The 17944-nt window shown below is 57.1% G+C and carries 15 protein-coding genes; 3 read left to right on the forward strand and 12 right to left on the reverse strand.

What is annotated here, in order from left to right:
- Positions 1–58: 58 nt before the first annotated feature.
- From BLV61_RS04455 to BLV61_RS04505, 11 genes are all read right to left on the reverse strand, one after another.
- On the reverse strand, positions 59–802 hold the full coding sequence (locus tag BLV61_RS04455; protein WP_090462854.1) for a WecB/TagA/CpsF family glycosyltransferase: 744 nt from the start codon (positions 800–802) through the stop codon (positions 59–61).
- A complete protein-coding gene (locus tag BLV61_RS04460) occupies positions 802–1989 on the reverse strand; it encodes a glycosyltransferase family 2 protein (RefSeq protein WP_090462857.1) in 1188 nt (395 codons plus the stop codon). Before BLV61_RS04460 ends, BLV61_RS04455 begins: the two co-directional genes overlap by 1 nt.
- Entirely contained in the window at positions 1986–3188 is a 1203-nt protein-coding gene (locus BLV61_RS04465) for a glycosyltransferase (protein ID WP_090462860.1), read from the reverse strand. Before BLV61_RS04465 ends, BLV61_RS04460 begins: the two co-directional genes overlap by 4 nt.
- 11 nt (positions 3189–3199) lie before the next feature.
- Entirely contained in the window at positions 3200–4186 is a 987-nt protein-coding gene (locus BLV61_RS04470) for a VirK/YbjX family protein (RefSeq protein WP_090462863.1), read from the reverse strand.
- Positions 4187–4193: 7 nt separating this feature from the next.
- Positions 4194–5171, reverse strand: coding sequence for a glycosyltransferase family 2 protein (locus BLV61_RS04475; RefSeq protein ID WP_090462866.1), 978 nt, complete (start codon positions 5169–5171; stop codon positions 4194–4196).
- 5 nt (positions 5172–5176) lie between these two features.
- Entirely contained in the window at positions 5177–5701 is a 525-nt protein-coding gene (locus BLV61_RS04480) for a serine O-acetyltransferase (RefSeq protein ID WP_090462869.1), read from the reverse strand.
- Positions 5702–5708: 7 nt separating this feature from the next.
- Positions 5709–6665: a glycosyltransferase family 2 protein gene (locus BLV61_RS04485; protein WP_047530430.1), complete on the reverse strand. Its 957-nt coding sequence runs from the start codon at positions 6663–6665 to the stop codon at positions 5709–5711.
- Positions 6658–7275, reverse strand: coding sequence for an acyltransferase (locus tag BLV61_RS04490; protein WP_047538850.1), 618 nt, complete (start codon positions 7273–7275; stop codon positions 6658–6660). The genes BLV61_RS04485 and BLV61_RS04490 overlap by 8 nt, the downstream gene beginning before the upstream one ends.
- A gap of 98 nt (positions 7276–7373) precedes the next feature.
- Positions 7374–8870: an FAD-dependent oxidoreductase gene (locus tag BLV61_RS04495; RefSeq protein WP_090462872.1), complete on the reverse strand. Its 1497-nt coding sequence runs from the start codon at positions 8868–8870 to the stop codon at positions 7374–7376.
- A complete protein-coding gene (locus tag BLV61_RS04500) occupies positions 8867–9061 on the reverse strand; it encodes a hypothetical protein (protein WP_081997907.1) in 195 nt (64 codons plus the stop codon). The genes BLV61_RS04495 and BLV61_RS04500 overlap by 4 nt, the downstream gene beginning before the upstream one ends.
- Before the next feature lie 139 nt (positions 9062–9200).
- The gene (locus BLV61_RS04505; RefSeq protein WP_090462875.1) at positions 9201–10577 is read right to left on the reverse strand and encodes an oligosaccharide flippase family protein; all 1377 of its coding nucleotides are present in this window, start codon (positions 10575–10577) and stop codon (positions 9201–9203) included.
- A gap of 95 nt (positions 10578–10672) precedes the next feature.
- Here BLV61_RS04505 and BLV61_RS04510 point away from each other — a divergent pair, with 95 nt between their 5' ends.
- Positions 10673–12199, forward strand: coding sequence for an O-antigen ligase family protein (locus BLV61_RS04510; RefSeq protein WP_090462879.1), 1527 nt, complete (start codon positions 10673–10675; stop codon positions 12197–12199).
- Between the two features lie 4 nt (positions 12200–12203).
- Entirely contained in the window at positions 12204–14864 is a 2661-nt protein-coding gene (locus BLV61_RS04515) for a cellulase family glycosylhydrolase (protein ID WP_090462882.1), read from the forward strand.
- Positions 14865–14920: 56 nt separating this feature from the next.
- Here BLV61_RS04515 and BLV61_RS04520 read toward each other — a convergent pair whose 3' ends face one another.
- Positions 14921–16567 (reverse strand): phosphoethanolamine transferase, encoded by a 1647-nt coding sequence (locus BLV61_RS04520; protein ID WP_090462885.1) that lies wholly within the window; start codon positions 16565–16567, stop codon positions 14921–14923.
- Positions 16568–16948: 381 nt separating this feature from the next.
- On the opposite strand from BLV61_RS04520, the gene galE reads away from it, so the two are divergent.
- A complete protein-coding gene (gene galE / locus BLV61_RS04525; RefSeq protein WP_047530443.1) occupies positions 16949–17926 on the forward strand; it encodes a UDP-glucose 4-epimerase GalE in 978 nt (325 codons plus the stop codon).
- Positions 17927–17944 lie beyond the last annotated feature (18 nt).

A 17944-nucleotide genomic window follows, 5' to 3' on the forward strand; every position in this document is an offset into this window, starting at 1 on the left:
TTTGCGCCGCGTGTTTTTACGCCGGTCTGCGCCCCGGATTGATCCCGCACCTGGCCAATCAGCTGGCCGCCTTCTCTCGGAATACCAGGGTTCGCAGCAGGAACATCGGGTTACCCACCACGTAACGCGTGAACAGCCGCCTGGGTTCGCTGATCAACCTGAACACCCACTCACAACCGAGGCGGCGCATCCACTGGGGGGCCCTGCTGACCTTACCGCCGAGAAAATCCAGAATCGCCCCGCCGCACACGATCAGGCAAGGCACTCCGCTGGCCGCCAGTCTCGCCGCAACGGCTTCTTGCTTGGGCATGCCCATGCCCAGAACAATCAGTTCTGGCTGAAACTCCCGGGCAAGCTGGACATAGGCCTCCACTTCGGAAAATCCGTGGTGGGCCGAAACAACGTTTACGGCGTACAGCGCCTCGCTACGCTGAACAGCGCTGATCAGATACGTTTGTTCGGTGCCCCAGAACGCCACGCGCCGGCCTTTATAGGCCGCCAGTATTTTCGGAATGAAATCCGTACCGTTCATGTTCAGTCCCGGTGCCAGGCCGAGTCTGCGCAAGAGAATGGCCATGCCGGAGCCATCGCGCAACAACACGTCGGCAGCGGACAGCGAAGCGTAATAGTCGGCGTTGGCCGCCACCAGGTTCATGGCGTGGGCGTTGACGAACCCCAGCACTGTCGACCGCTCGGGACGGGACAGGGCATCGATCAGTCCTTGTTCATCCTGATCATCATCGACCACGCGGAGCGTGCGGATAATCGTCTGCCATTTGTGCAACCAGGCCAGGGCGCGCATCAGTTGTCATCCCGTTTGGAACGCACCCACTCAACCTGGCGCTTGAGCAAGAAGCCTATGTACAAGGGGATTTTTTTCACCGCGTAGAACGGCGCATACATCAAGGCGGAGAAAGAAATGATCTCGCGACCGAATTGGCTCCAGGCCAGCAGGATGGTCGCTGCCAACAGCAGCACCCCGGTCGTGGCGATCAAGGCTGGCGCCAGGATTCCGGCCAGTAGAAAGACCAACCATGAAAGACCCAATGCCGCCACCAGGGCCAACGTCAACAGGGCCAGCGGCGGGACCAGCAAGTCCAGGGTCATGGCCAGCAGATTACCGTTTCCCTTGGCCATCGACTCCACCAACAACTTGGGCGTATCACCCAGGATGACCCCCAAGTGACCATGTTCCCAACGCGTACGCTGAGTCGTCAGGCCCTCTTCGCTGCGTGGAAAATAACTGGTCACCAGCGCATCGGGGCAAAACAGCGGCGGTTTGCCGCTTCGGCAGAAATCCAGGCCCATCTTCAGATCTTCGACGATGTGGCCGCTGGCCAGATCGATCAGCGGCAGATCCCGCCAGGCGAAAGCCATTCCCGTGCCCATCAATTGGCAGGGCAAACCGAGCCGGGCCCAACCTCGCGGGCGCACCCGATTCTTCACACACCAGGCAAACTCGGCAATTTGCACTTTTAACCCGGAACCTGCGGGAGCGCGCATGAGATTCAACGATTGTGTGGGTCGGCCCGAGTCGATGCAGCAGGTGGCCAAACGCTCGACAAAGCCTTCGCTGATCTGGCAGTCGGCATCGACAATGATGATGACGTCCGGCGCGGCGCTCGCCAGGTGACGGACCCCGAAGTCCAGCGCATACCCCTTGCCCCGTTGCCGGTCATTGCTGCGCTCCACCACTTCGGCGCCCGCCGCCCGTGCCAGCGAGGCGGTGTCGTCGGAGCAGTTGTCCGCCACCACCAGCAGGCGATCCCCTTCCAACAGTTGCGGCCCAATGGTATTCAAGGTCGCGACGATGACCGAGGATTCATTGTGCGCCGGCACCAACACCGCGACCCGTGGCCGCGAGGATTTCGCCGACGGCAGCGACCGCGCCGGCAGCCAGGCCAGCAACACCTGGACGAACAGCACCCCCACCGGGAGGACGATGAGGATCAACAGTCCGCTGAACAGCCAATTAAACAAGGTGATCATGCTTGCGCCCTGAACAGGTGAGCCAACTTGGTGGCTTCGGTATCGATATCGTGTCGTTCCAGCACCCGTTGATACGCCGCCTCGCCCATCCGTTGCAGGACGTCGGCAGGTTGCGCCAGGCAATCGGCCAGCGCCGCCGCCAGCTCGTCGACGTCGCCAGCGGGAAACAACCAGCCGTTCTCGCCCTGGCGCACCAGCTCGGGAATGCCCGCTACGTAGGTCGTCAGAACGGGCCGACGCAAGGCCATGGCTTCCATGATGACCACCGGCAAACCCTCGGCGAAGCTCGGCAAGACCATGGCCCGCGCCGCGAGGATTTCCGCGCGCACCTGATCGCTGCTGATCCAGCCGGTGATTCGCACCTGGGCCTGCAATTGGTACTGTGCGATCAGCGCTTCGATCTGCTCGCGCATCTCACCATCGCCGGCCAGCACGATCTCGAACGCCACGCCCCGTGCCGCCAGGATGCGAGCGGCCTCAAGCAACAACAATTGGCCCTTCTGCTCACACAAACGCCCTACGCAGACCAGCCGGGGCGCGGACGGCACGGCCACCGCCGGCACATTGTGAAACGCCTGTTCCAGTCCACAGTGCACCACTTTGACCTTTGACCAATGTGCATGATCCACCCAGCGAAACAGCTGGCTGCGTCCATAAGCGCTGATGGCCGCCACAAACGCTGCACGCCGTACTTTCTCGCCCAAATGGATGAACTGCGGTTTGTCGAATTCTTCCGGACCGTGCACGGTAAAACTGTATGCCGGCCCGCCAAGCGCGCTGGCCAGCATCACCACCTCGGTGGAGTTGGTGCCGAAATGCGCGTGCACATGCCTGGCGCCAAACGCCTGCAACCAGGTGAGCAGGCGGCACGCCTCAAGCAGGTAGACCAGATGGTAAGGCCAGGAGCGATCGGCCCGCCGCCCCATGCGCAGCGCTAACCCCAGCGCCGAAAAGAAGCGTCGCGGCTGGGCGCGCAGTACCTGCAGCGCAGGCGCCAACAGGCCTTTGACGCCGTCCTGCAGCACGTAGCGGGTTTTATCGCGTTCAGACACGTCTTCGGCATCCACCAATTCGGCATCCCAACCTCGCAGGGCCACGCGCTGTACCTCGAAACCCTGGCGCTCCAGGGCCAGAATCTCGCGACGGATAAAGCTATGGCTGACCTTGGGGTATTGATTGATGAAATAAGCGATGCGCATGGGAACCCGGCTTAGTGGTCAGTACGTAGGGTGGTGACGGCAGGTGCTTGCGCCGTGGTGCAGGAACCTTGAGGGCGATTCGCTGCAGGGCAACCTTTCAGTGCCTGATCCAATTGCGCAAAGGTGTTGTCCAGAAGTTCATATCGCCTGCGGTACATGGCCCGTTTTTTTGAGGCTATCGCGTCAAGCGGCTTTCGGGACGGGGCCATGGGTATCTCGAAAAAGTCTTCGCGCTCCGACGGGGTGGCTCCATGCTCCAACCATATCGAATCATAATCGGCCAACAGCTCCTGAGCTTTACTGGCGCCAAAATACGGATGACGATGGTGACGGTATCCATCGCCGACGGCATACATTTTCTGGACGCCGATATGGGCCGCGATGTACTTGATGACTTCAATCAAGAAGCTTCTCGGTCGCAGGCCTTCGAACGCCTTGGTCAGGTCCCTGTAGATGCCCAGGGATTTTTCACTCTCGACACCTTTGTGTATCCCCTGCACCGCGCCGATAAACAGACAAAGCTCACCTTCCACACGACACAAGGTGAAAGCGATCGAGGCGATGCGCAAATCCTCCTGAAACAGGTTCAGCACCAATTCCCCTTCGCGCATGAACCAGATCGGGCGATCCAGAACCAGGGAACAATGGGCAGAGAACGCCGACAAATCGCTCAGTACCAGCCTGTCGTCCCGTCCATAGAGCAATAACTGCGGACAGCTTTTTGTGACCACTTCGTAATGCGAGGCCAACACCCCGAGTCGGTCCGCGGCACTCCAGCTTTTACTGATGTAGGGCCAATGAACCACACCCAGGCAATCTGCGCCGAGTCGCTTGAAACCCGCCTCGCCCAGAGCACTCGACATGCGCGACAAAAACAACTTCAGTTCGGCCCGGTTCTTCGCCACCAGCACCAGCATCTTGAGCTTGTTTTTCAATGCGCTGGGGGAATACCCGGCATGTAACGAATACATGCTTTTCAGTGCCAGCCAATCACTCATAGAAGTCTCACTTGTATTCGATCAACGCCGACTTGCCGGCGCCGAATCTGTTCAATAGAAACTTTATTTGCCCGAACATCTCGGGAAATTTCCCGAGTACGAGAAAGAAAGCCAGCCGCCATTTTTTGTCCGTCGATGCTTGACCTCGACGGGCCAGGCGCACGACTTGCAGCGGATAAACCAACAACACCAACAACCCGAACCATCCCGCCATCAGGCTGACAAGCACCGTCGCCAGCGGGATTCCCAACCCCCAGAACCAGGCACGGCGCGACTCACGCCGCCAATGCTGCTCCGGTGTGGCGCCATGTAAAAAAGCGCCCTCGGCAAAGGCATAACCACCGCGCAGGGTGCGCCGCCACCATTGGCCGAAGCGAGTCATGGCCGCATCGTGCAAGGTCATTTCTTCGGCCAGACGCCAGACTTTCCAGCCCTTGGCGCGCAGTCGCACACATAATTCCGGCTCTTCACCGGCAATCAGGTCCGGACGAAATCCAGACACCGAGGTGAAGGCGTCGGCCCGCATCAGCGCATCGCCACCACACGCCCTGGCCTCGCCTATCGGCGTGTCCCATTCCAGATCACACATGAAGTTGTATATCGAATGTTGCGGATAACGCTCACGGCGCCGTCCACAGACCACCGCCACCTGCGGTTGCGCATCCAGAAAGGCCTGCGCCCGGGGCAGCCAGCCAGCGACGACCTCGCAATCACCATCGACGAACTGCACATAACGCACTTGCGGCAATAAACGTTGCACACAGGCGAATCCTTCGTTGCGCGCACGCGCAGCGGTGAAGGGAATCGCCATGTCCAGCTCGACCACCTCGACGCCGAGCCCGCGAGCCATCTGTACGGAGCCATCGGTCGAGCCGGAATCGACATACACAATCTGCTGCGCCATACCGAGCACCGAAGCCAGGCACCGCTGCAATCGCGGCCCCTCATTGCGACCGATCACAACGACGCCGATGCCGGTGGCCATGGCGTTCAAGAGCATTCCCTGGCGGGTGCGCCCTGCCGGGTCTTGATCGTCGCAGGCACCCCCACTGCAATCGAGTTATCCGGGACATCGATCAGCACCACGGCATTGGCCCCGATCACCACATTGTTGCCAATGCGTATATTGCCCAGCACCTTGGCACCGGTGCCGATGTCGACATTGTTGCCGAACACCGGGGCAATCGGTTCGTTGACATTCTTGAGCCCCACGACCACGCCGTTGCGTATACGGCAGTCATCGCCGAATTGCGCATAACCACTGATCACGATGCCGCCGAAATGGTCGATGACGAAGTTGCGCCCGACCGCCACCTCGCACGGCAATTCGATGCCCGTGATGATCTGCACGAATTTGAAGAGCACTTTGTAGATAAAGGAAAACACTTTGCGCAATGGCGCGGGACGCACGCCGTAGCGCCAGCGTCCGAAGCGATAAACCAACATCACCCAGAAACCCTGGGCGGCCCAATCACCCGCATATGCACGCAAGTCCGCACGTATGTTTTCGAACATGGTTTATCTACCGTGTTGGTTGGGTTGCGAGTTTTGTTTCACCCAGCAGCGCCCAGGTCACACGCGCATGCTGCCAGCATGCCCCGATGGCGGCACGGCCGCGTCCCTTCAACAGTGCCTTGAGCGCCAGAATCAGATCGCCCAGGCTGACCAGCAGCATGTGCCCGGCCAGCCCGGACAGACCGTGATGTTTGCGGAAATACAACAGCTCGCTTTCGATTTGCAGCTTGGGAATTTGTCGACTGGCGGTGTTGAGCTCGTCAACGGACTTGGCGCTTTCACCACCGATATGCACCACGGTGGTATGCGGGTAATACACCACTTTCCAGCCCGCCTGTTTGACCCGCTTGCAGTGGTCGACCTCTTCGTAATAGAGAAAGTAGCGCGGATCGAACAGGCCGACCTTGTCGATGACTTCGCGTCGGATCAGGTAGTAACACCCCGGCACCCAGTCGCATTCACGTACCGAGTCATGGTCCCAGGTCATGTCGTCGACCTTCTTCACACCAGGAAAAAAACGCTCCAGCCCGGTGCGTGCCAGGAAGACATTCAACGGCGTCGGGAAATAGCGGCAGGAGGGTTGCAAATCGCCCTCACGCCCGACCAATCGAACGCCCAGAACCCCGCAATCCGGATGAGCCTCCATGTACTCGAGGGTCTTGCTCAGGGTATCGGCGGCAACGAAGGCGTCGGTGTTGAGCAATAACGCGTACTTGCCTTGCAGGTGTTCAACGAGTTGATTGTTGGCACGACCAAAACCGACATTTGTATGATTGGCCAGTTGCAATGCCTCTGGACAAACACTGGCCAGACGCTCCAGCGAATTATCCGCAGAGGCATTGTCCACCACCAGATACCGCGTGCGTTGCGTGTCGTTTGACTGACGTAACGCATTAAACATCGGCTGCAACAAAGAGGCTGTGTTGTAGTTAACGACCAATACATCGAGGTCGGCACTAACCATTGGGTTGTTCGCCAAAAAAATACTCTGCGCGCATCGCTTGCAGCTTCGGTTCCAGTTCCGGATCAAACAAACCGTCGCGATTCTCGATCAGGTCAATCCATGGGTACTCGGCGCAACGCTCTTTGATATTTTTCACCAGCGTTTCCATCGTACAGATAACCCTGGCTGGATTACCCCCGACCACCATCCCGGGCGGAACGTCTCTCAATACAACAGCGCCGGCGGCCACCACCGAATCAGGACCAATCGTGACGCGCGGCATGACGATGGCACCGTGGCCGACAAAGGAATTGGCACGGATATCGACGCCGCCGACAGAGTCGAGCTTCGTTCCGTCACGCGCGTTGATGACATGGACGATGCCATCGTGGCCGAATATTGTGCAGTCGGATAAACCTACGTTGTCACCGAGTCGAAGCATCGCCGGGTCGGTGATGTTGCACCCCAGGTTGATCCAGGCGCCTTTGCCAACGGAGTGCAGTCCTCCCCAACGCCCCATGTGTTGGGCCCATTCGTACCCGTCAGGTTTACAAAACTTTTTATAGAGTGAGGTGCCACGCCCTGTTGTTCTGGCGTAATGAGCAATAGCGCGTTTTAGTAGACCAATCATCCTGTCAGCCTCAAATTCAGCGATATACATCTGTGCCAGGGTTCATACACCCTGATTCTTTATTACCACTACTCTAAGCGTAGCCCCCTCCTAAAAAATCAACTCGGAAAATCGATAAACTCTCCTGTTCCGGAATACCTTCCCACCGCGGGGCCCATTTCCTGATTGAGATGATCGGCCAGCCTCAGCGCCAGTTGCAGCAGGGGCATCGTCGGGTTGCAGGCGCCGCCGGTAGCGAAGACGCTGCTGCCCGCAACATGAAGATTCTCGACCCCGAACACCTTGCAGTTTTCGTCGACAACGCCAAATTCAGGCGAGGCCGCCATCCGCGTGGTCCCCATATGGTGGGCATGGGGATTGACCTTCAGCGGCAAATCAACGTCATAAACGCACGCATCCAGCTTGACGAAGCCCAGCCCCGTGTCGGCAAAACACTTGGCCACTTCGAGCCCTATGGACTTGACGGTATTTCTGTCCACCGGGGTCAGTTCCCAGTGAATGTTCACTTTTTTCATGCCCAACGCATCGCGCTCTTCGAGTAACGCGATGCGGCTATTGGGGTTGGGGAATTGCTCGATCAGCGTGCCGAGTACCCCGTCCCCCGGGCAATCGAATTTGGTAATGAACTCGATCTTGTGCGCCGCCCCGATGTCACAGATGAGATTCTCGAAAAAGTCCTTGATCGCCGCCGTTCGCCCATAGGCTTTCACCTCGGATACAAGCGAGGCCGTCACATTCCCCTTTCCCGATTCGTGTTCCTTCACGAAGGCATCCGTCGTGAAGTACTGCCGGGCTTCGGTACCCTGCCCGTCCTTCAGAATAAAAGTGCCCATTTCTACGTTCAGATGCTCCATGAAGCATCTGCCGACCAATCCGTCCTTCTTTACGATACCGCCAGCAGTCAGGGACTCACTGTTGAGCAACTGCCTGGCATTTTCGATCGCGCCCGTTGCCAGAATGAAGTGCCTGGCCCTGAGTCGCTCCTGATGCAACTGGTAGTCCGAGACGAGGATCGTCTCGATGCGGCCGGTCTTGCTATCGAACTCCAGATCAACGCAGTTGCAGTTGATGAAGACATCAAGCCCTTCTGTCTCATTGAGCTCCTTGGCGTATTTCTGTGCAAATCGCGTCGGTGGGCTGAGCAGGAAACGATCGGCTTCGAAGTCTTGGCCATCCAGATTGGCATTGATTGCCTTGAATCCTGAGTTCGGCGGGAGATCGACAATATCCATGGCCGCCGCCAGATTGCGTTCGATCTCGGAAAACGCGATGGGCCAGCCGGGCAGGTGCACGGGAGGACCCACGGCAAAGTCCGAGCGCTCGAATGGACGGCATCGTCCCGCCCAGTGATTGGAGGTACCGCCAAGAAAGCGCAGGCGTGTTTCCTGCGCGTAGACTTCAAGGCCTGTCGACGGGCACTGGTAGAGGTTCTGCGAAACCGGTGAATACTCGTGCCCACCGCCTTCGATAAGCACGACATGCCGCCCATTACCGGCTAAACGCAAGGCCAGCGTAATGCCGGCCGGCCCTGCGCCGATAATGCAGATGTCATAGTGATCGCGGAGTTCTTTCTGCGATTGGTAATCTTTGATCATGATTTTGCTGGCCGAAAATGCTGGGCAGGCAACACCCATCCGTTGATCACAACAAACTCGGATTTGGCGGCGGCAGGCCGGGCAACCGTTTCGGAAAATCCAATAGCGAGCCCCCCGAGACTCAACAGGGCACACGCCTGAAGGAAGCCCCTGCGCCCCATCACAGAGGTATTCAAATCAGTTTCTCTCATGATTCAAAGCTCCACGACATCGAGATTGCGTTGGAATTTCAACTACACACCAACGCCACAATTTATTGGCGCCAACCATCAATACCTCAATGGCGACGTCGTGCCACAGCAATGGATTCAACAAGAGAGATAGATCAAATCAAAGCCACTTGGCAAGGCCCGTCAATAGCTCCCCGCACAAAGCCCCCACTGCAAGCATTGGCAACACCACAAGCTCGCGCTTGAGGCTGAACAACCCCAAACGATAGTTCACGTAAAACACCAGGATAAGCGTCGGGAACGTATGCAGGGCGACCCCCCAGATCGCGTACTTGACCCCGCCAATGGCCAGCAGCAAAGGCACCAGCACCCACAATGAGACCACGCGAATAATGTTGTCCATGGCCTGGTATTTGGTGTGCCCCAAGGCAATCCAGATCTGATTCGCCACCATGTAGCGCATGGTGAAAAAGGAGAGTGAGAGGATCGCCAGCATGTCGCCGGCCTGGGCGTAACGCTCATCGTACAAAACCCTGATGAGCAGTGGGCTGCCCGTCAGGAACAGTCCGCAGAAAAACAGGCAGGCGAGATCGAACATCATTTTCAAGCGGAAGTACAACGCGTGGAGCCGTGCGGTGTCATGGGTTCTTGAAGCCTCACTGAAGGCTGGCAGGGCCACCGCTCCGACTATCCTTTGCAACCCAAGCTGAACGGCTCCCAAAATCAGTACGGCGATAGAGTAAACGCCCAGTTCGCTGGCCGTCATGCTGCCACCGAACCAGACACGGTCGCCGTACATGGCCAGCACGCCCACCGCCGATGACAACAAGATCCAGCGACCAAAGCCGACCAATTCATCGAGCGCAGCACGTTCCCACCGTAGACGGTTGGACGGGCCCTCGAACCAGATATGCCCCAGCAACGTGTTGACCAGCGATTGCACCAGACCGGCAACCACCAGCGACCAGATGGACCGGGTGAGGTAACCGACCACCAGCATGACCAACAACCCGACGACCTGGGAGGCAAACTCGGTGAGTACCACTTTCTTTTGCTGGAAGGCGCGCACAGCCAGGTCGACTTTCGTCGACTGAAAACCAACGATGATTGCCGAGAAACCGGTCACCGCCAACACCAGCGGCAACTCGGGTGCGGCGTAGGTGGAATCGACCGCCCAAAGATTGAGGCTCTGTGCAAACCAGGCGAGGGCTGCGAGCGCAAGCGTCGAAGCGAAGAGGATAAAGCCACGCAGGATTTGCACGGTCCAGATGGTATTGAGAAACACCGGATCGTCGCCACGCGGGCTCTGAATGATGTTCTGGCGCAAGCCGACATCGGACAATAAATGCAGCACCAGCGAAACGGTGATGGCGATCAACATGATGCCGAACATCTCCGGCATCAGCAGACGGGCCATTATCAGGTTGCCGCCCAAGCGGAAGGCTTGTGACGTAACCAGAGCCCCCAGATTCCAGACCCCAGCAGAGATTGCTCGCCCACGAAGGCGGGATGATGGCGAGAAATCAGCTAGCGACATAACATCAACTCCGGACTCAATGGCACGAAAGGTACTATAGTCGCATTTGGCCATTCCACTAGCCTTCGCTCATCAATCAATAAGTCCAATCGCCCATGCCTGAGCACTTACGAGCGTTAATCGTCATTCTGGTCCTTGCCGGCGTTGTTTTTTTCATGGCACGTCGGCCGGCAGAAGACCTGATCCCCGCCCGACACTTCACGCGTCGGCGCAATCTGTGGTTCGCATTGACGCTACTGGCCTTTTTTGCGCACAGTTTCTGGCTGTACGCCGGCATCGCCGCGATCATTTTGACCGTCGCGCAGAAACGCGAACGCAACCCTGTCGCGCTGTTTTTCATGCTGCTGTTTCTCATGCCGCCATCGGGCGCGGAGATACCCGGCTTCGGCGTGGTCAACTATTTCTTTGTCCTTAACCATGTTCGCCTGCTGGCGTTTTTTGTGCTGCTGCCGGCTTTCCTGGCGCTGCGCAGGCGACCGGACACAATCCCTTTCGGACGCACCTGGCCCGACAAACTGTTGGCCGCCAACATCGTGCTGACAAGCCTGCTCTATTTGCGCGAAACGACCGTCACCGACGCGTTGCGCCAGACGCTCTATCTGTTCATCGAAGTGTTTCTGCCCTACTACGTTGCCAGCCGGGCGCTGAGGAACCTCAGCGACTTCAAGGACGCTCTGTTTGCATTTGTAGTCGCCGCCATGGTGATGTCGCTTATTGGCCTCTTCGAATATTCCCGTAACTGGCTGCTCTACAGCGCACTGAACAATGCCTTGGGCATGCAATGGGATATGTCCACTTACCTGACTCGCGGCGGCTCATTACGCGCCAGCGTCACCACCGGACAGGCCATTGCACTGGGCTTCGTCATCAGTGTGGCCAGCGGGCTGTACCTGTACTTGCAGGAAGATGTACGCAGTCGGCTGCAAAGAGGCCTGGGCGCACTGTTGCTCGCCGGCGGTCTGTACGCGCCGCTGTCGCGGGGGCCCTGGGTCGGTACCGCCGTCATGATCGTCGTGTTCATCGGCACCGGTCGCAAGGCCGTCAAACGCCTGATGCTGCTGGCGCTCGCCGGAGTTCTCGCCCTTCCGTTGCTGGCCGTCGTACCGGGCGGACAAAAAGTGCTCGATCTGCTTCCTTTCATCGGCACGGTAGAGGCCGAGAACATCACGTATCGGCAACAGTTGATCGATAACGCCATGATCGTTATCCAGCGCAACCCCTGGCTGGGCTCATTCGATTACCGCAGCACACCGGAAATGCAGTCCTTGACCCAGGGCCAGGGGATCATCGATATCGTGAACACCTATATCGGCATAGCCCTGTCGGTGGGATTGATTGGATTGACGCTGTTCGTGTGTTTTTTCGCCGCGGTTCTGCTTGGCATCCGCAAAGGAATGCGCTCGTTCTCCAACAAAGATGATGAGGCACGCCGACTTGGGCGTGCACTCCTGGCGACACTGGCCGGGATCCTGATCACCATCGTGACCGTCAGCAGTATCACCGTCATCCCCGTGGTGTATTGGTCGATAGCCGGACTGGGCGTGGCTTACGCGCAAATGGCCCGCAGGCTCAGGCAGACCTCGACGGCGGTCTCGGCGAGCGCCCATCTCCAACTCAGGTAGACCCATGATCCCATTGCTCCGACGTTCCCGGATACTGCTCGCGCTCCTGCTGTTTTTCGCTATCTGGCCGCTTCGTACCTGGGCGTCGGGCTGGGTCGCCAGTGTGGACGAGCGCAACGGCCTGCCCACGCTGATGCGCGGTGGCAGCCCGGCGGTTACCACGACATTCTCGTTCTTCGGGAGGAGCTGGGACTGGACGTATCTGCAAACCGAATTCAAGACCAACGGACCTTATCGGTACACCCTCGCGGGTAAAAACACCGCGCTGGATTTCGACTTGAATGCGCAGATTCAGAAGCAAGGCCCGCAATCGTTGACCTGGAAGTTTGCCCTGGATGCTCGCAGCATGAAGTCGGACTTGTCCGGTGGCGGCATCGTCTTCAACTTCGACCCGTCACTGTTCGCGGGAGAAATGGGCCCGCCCACTTTGCTGCCCGACAACAGCGGCTGGTCCTGGGGCAATGCGCAAGGGCGACGCATCGAAATGCGCTTCGAGCCCGCGCTGGCAGGCGTGTACTTTGAACCGGGCGATAAATCGGAGGTGCGTGCCTTTTTCTACAAGAACACGATCAAACCTGGCCGCCAGGAGTTCACCGCCACCTTGAGCGTTTCCGGCGATGTGGCGATCGGCCCCACCAGTAGCGAGCGCTTCGGACTGACGGACCCCAAGAGCTGGCCCACTGATAAGCTCGACTGGAAAACTTCGCCGGTCGATCTGTCCTTTCTCAATGCCGAGGAAAAGCCTGCCGGCAAGCGCGGATTCGTCAAAGCCTCCGGCGAGCAATTGCTATTCGCGGACAACACCCCGGCGCGCTTCTGGGGTACCAACCTGTCGGCCTATACGCTGTTCGGCACGCCAGACGATGCCATCAAGCAGCAGGCCAAACGGCTGTCCGCACTGGGTTTCAATCTTGTGCGATTGCATCACCATGACTCGCCGTGGGTGCTCCCGAATATCTTTGGCGACAGCCGGATCACGCGCAGCACCCAGGAACTGAGCCCGCAGTCACTGAAAAAAATCGACTGGTGGATCAAGTGCCTGAAAGACGAAGGCATTTATGTGTGGCTCGATATGCACGTCCAGCGAGCTCTTTTGGAAAAAGACAACATTTATGGCTTCGATGAATTGCCGAAAGAAGAGCAGAACTTTGCCTATCTCAAGGGCTATGCCTATGTGAATCTCACCATTCAGAAAGCCATGAAGCGCTTTACCGAAGACTACCTGACCCATGTGAACCCCTACACCGGTCTGGCCTACAAAGACGACCCGGCGGTCGCCGCCGTACTGATCACCAACGAAAACGACCTCACCCACCACTTTGGCAACGCACTGTTGCCAGACAAGAACGTGCCGAAGCACAACAGCGTCTACATGGCAGAGGCCAAAGCCTTTGCCAACCAGCACAATCTATCCGCAGACCAGACCTGGCGCTCCTGGGAGCCTGGTCCCTCCAAGCTGTTCCTGAACGACCTGGAACGACGTTTCAACGTCGATATGATCGAGCACCTGCGTGGCTTGGGGGTGAAAGTCCCCATCGCCACGACCAGCACCTGGGGCGGTAACAGCCTGAATTCCCTGCCCGCCCTTACCGTCGGCGACGTCATCGACGTCCACAGCTACGGAGGCGCTGGGCAGATAGAAAAAAACCCACTGTACAGCGACGGCATCGTGAACTGGATCGCCGCCGGCCAGGTCGCGGGCAAACCCTTGACCGTCACCGAGTGGAACAACGAGCCCTTCCCGACCCCAGACCGTCACTCGCTGCCACTCTATATCGCCGGCACCGCCAGCCACCAAGGCTGGGATGCACTGATGCAATATGCCTACAGCCAGGAGCCACTGGGGGGCGAAGGGATGAGCGCCAGCAACTGGCACGCCTATAACGACCCCGCAATGCTGGCCACGCTGCCCGCCGCCGCCTTGCTGTATCGCCGCGCAGACGTTCGCGAAGCAACAACGACCTATGTCTTTGCGCCGACGCCAGGCACCCTGTTCAACCAGATGATCACACCGGCCAACTCTGCTCTGCTGCGCACCGCCATGGAGAAAGGCAAGCTGGAAATCGCGATGCCGCAGACGCCGGAATTGCCCTGGTTGCAACAGAGCGTTATCCCGAGCAATGCGCAGGTGTTTCATGACCCCGGGCAATCGCTGCTGGACGCCAATGCCAACGAATCGACGACCGACACGGGTGAACTCAAGCGCAACTGGAAACAAGGCGTCTACACCATCAATACGCCGCGCACCCAGGCCGCGACCGGCTGGATCGGCGGCGAGTCGATTAGCCTGGGCAACATTCAAGTTCAAGTGAAGACCCTCAACGCCAGCGTGGTGGTGCAAAGCCTGGATGAAGCACCTTTGGGCCGGTCGCAGAATTTGATGATATCCCTGGGCGCTCGGGCCATCCCCCAAGACAACGACAAAACACCTTTTTACGTTGAGCCCCTCGAGGGCACGCTGACCCTCCAGGCGCCGCAGGGTTTGACACTGTTCACTCAAGGCATCATGGGGCAAATGAAGAAGCTGCCCGCGACCTATGCCGATGGTCACTACAAGATCAAGTTCGACGGCTTGCAGGCGTCGAACTGGTTGTTTTTGAGAAAGGGCGACGCGAAGTCAAACCCTGTCGATACAGCCTCATCACCCTCCTCCACCCGCCAATAATCGGCCAGTCGACCTGGGTTGAACAACGCCTTGCGGCGTTGTTCAATCGGGACTATTCAAAGGCTGTCAAAGTCAAACGATGGAACATAGCCTGCGCCGAGCAGATGTGGACATTGAGACGGTATGAACTCATCACTTAACAAATCTTCCGAGCCTTTATACTTATCCGTGAAAACACCAGTGATATTTAAAAGAGTATGTGGAAAGGAAGAGATGCTGACCTTCTGACTCTCCCTGTCCTTCAGCTTTGAAAGCTTCAGGGATTGATCACTTGTAATGTTGGGCGATGCCCAGATAAATGCCGACACCGAGAGATCATGTTTATTACCAATCCCATGCCCCACCAACCCTCGGCTGTCATCCATCATGTTCTCACCATGATCCGACGTATAAAATAGGACAGCCGCTTTTCCGCTTGACTCCAACGCACCAATAAACGCATTCAACAGCCAATCCGTATACAGGATAGTATTGTCATACTCGGCAGTCATTTTATCCTTCATGCTGTTTGTTGCAGGCTTGAACTGAGCGAAGCTGGCTGGGTATCGACGTGAATACTCGAAATGGCTCCCCTTGATATGAATAAATATGGCTTTCTTTTCCGTGTCTTTTTTCTGCAGTATTTTTTCATACTCCGAAATCAATGCACCGTCGTAACTCCTCTCAAAATATTGACGGTATTGAGCCTCTGCAGCGATGTTCGGAATGATTCCGCCAAAACTATCCACTTCCTGTGCTGACAACCAATACGTCATGTACCCGGCTGCACGATAGATACCCACCAATGATTTGGTCGACGCAATAGTGTCCCACTCCGATATGGGGTCAAGGCTCAGCATTGAAGGAACCGCGTACGACGTATAGGGGGCTGTCGTACACATATTTTTGAATTTGAAAATCCCCGCCTGTTTGTCGAGATGGGGGGTCGTTTGCTTGTCATAGCCATAGAGCGACCAGCTGTGCGGCCGTGACGACTCACCAATCACGAACACCACGGTGTCAATATTCGACTGATCCGACTGGCTGGTGATGTTCACTTCATGTTCTCGACGTCGCTGGATAAATCTCTCCGAGTTCGAATACAAGTCTGCAGTCAGCCCCATTTGCGACAAATAACCTATGGGTATGCTTTGATCTTTTGCCAGGAGATCCATGACCGCAGATTTCCCGAAAGAATTCATTTTGACGGTTTTATAAAAATACGCCCCATACCCCAGCAGCAAGGCGCTAAAGACCAAAAGAAAAATACCGTTATTCCTGTACAGCTTGCGCTTGTACAGCCCTGCCAATCCCACCCCATAAAACACGATGAATATCAGCAGAGCGATACTGATGGACCGCCAATAGGTCGGTAGAAAGTCGCTCGCCTCCTTGTAATTGGTCAACCCAACAAACACGTAAGCCGCTGTCAATCTCGAGTTGAAATTCAAAACCAGAAAAAGATCAACAGTCGCGACCAAATAAAACGGCAGCAGAATGACGTGGACCCTGAATTGATTGGACGAAACAAACCGAATAGCCAAAAGCCATAACACCGACATGGCAATCGTGTAGAAAACCAGCAAATCAATTTTCGAATATCGATAACTCGTGATTAATTTAATGATCAGCGGTGACAGCAAAAAGGCCCAGAGCACCAGACTCGGCCATTCGGCCTTTAGCACCTTTAATGAGCATTCGGCAATTTTTGGGTTTCTTTTCATTTTATAATTATTCTCGTGGAATACTCACTTGCCGCCCCAAGGGAGATGTAATCAACGCCCTCAGGGCCTATGCCCCGAAGCAATCGCTCGCCTGGCCAGGCTGAACGATTGCAAGAAATCAATCAACAACTCAACAACAGGTGCGTACTCAATGACACAAAACGTACTATAGTCGCCTTTAGCCATTTCCATTCGCCGTCGCTCATACAACCAGGCATTGGACCGGTTGTTTTTTGAGCAAGGCGTCACAGGGCAAAGCACGGCCAAACCCTGTCAATGCAACTCAACGGCTAAATTACCTAACATAATGCTCAATTGAAACGCGCTGACGTTCCAATCTGTGCTTGCATTGAAATAGTTTCCAGGAGTTCGGAGATCAGGATGAAATTTTTGGTGGTGGGTGGCGCGGGCTATATCGGCTCACACATGGTCAAGCAACTTCTGGCCGCGGGCCACGATCTGGTGGTGGCCGACAACTTCTCAACGGGCCACCGCAGCGCATTGACGGGCGGGGAACTGGTTGAACTGGACATCGCTGATGTGCAGGCGCTGGACGCTCTGTTTGCGAAGCACCGTTTCGATGCCGTGTTCCACTTCGCTTCCTTTATACAGGTGGGCGAATCCGTCACTGAACCTGCCAAGTATTATCAGAATAACTTCGCCGCCACGCTGACACTGCTGCAAGCCATGGTCCGTGCCGGGGTCAAACATTTCATTTTCTCCTCGACCGCCGCCGTATATGGCAACCCGGTGTACGTACCCATTGACGAAGAACACCCCAAGGCCGCGATCAACCCGTACGGGCGCAGCAAGTGGATGGTGGAGCAAACGCTTGAAGATTTCGACCGTGCATACGGTCTCAAGTCGGTCTGCCTGCGCTACTTCAACGCCGCCGGGGCAGATCCTGAAGGACAGTTGGGTGAACGCCATGAGCCGGAAACCCATCTGCTGCCACTGATCCTGCAAGCCGCCTCGGGCCGGCGCACATCGATCACCGTCTATGGCCGTGATTACGACACCCCTGACGGCACGTGCATTCGCGACTATGTCCACGTTACCGATCTCGTCGCCGCTCACGCACTGGCCGTGGATTACCTACTGGAGGGGGGAGCCAGCACCGCGTTCAACCTCGGCAACGGTCTGGGTTTCTCGGTGCAACAAGTGATCGACACCGCGCGCCGGGTGACCGGCCAGGATATCTGCGTCAACGATGCACCACGCCGTGCCGGCGATCCACCACGTCTTGTGGCCGATCCGGGACGGGCCAATACCCTGCTGGGCTGGACACCGAGATTTGCCACGCTTGAGCAGATTGTGACGCACGCCTGGAACTGGGAGCGCAAGCATCCCTGGCATTGAAAGCAGGCGCTGACGTAA

Source organism: Pseudomonas mohnii (assembly GCF_900105115.1).
Classification (GTDB): domain Bacteria; phylum Pseudomonadota; class Gammaproteobacteria; order Pseudomonadales; family Pseudomonadaceae; genus Aquipseudomonas; species Aquipseudomonas mohnii.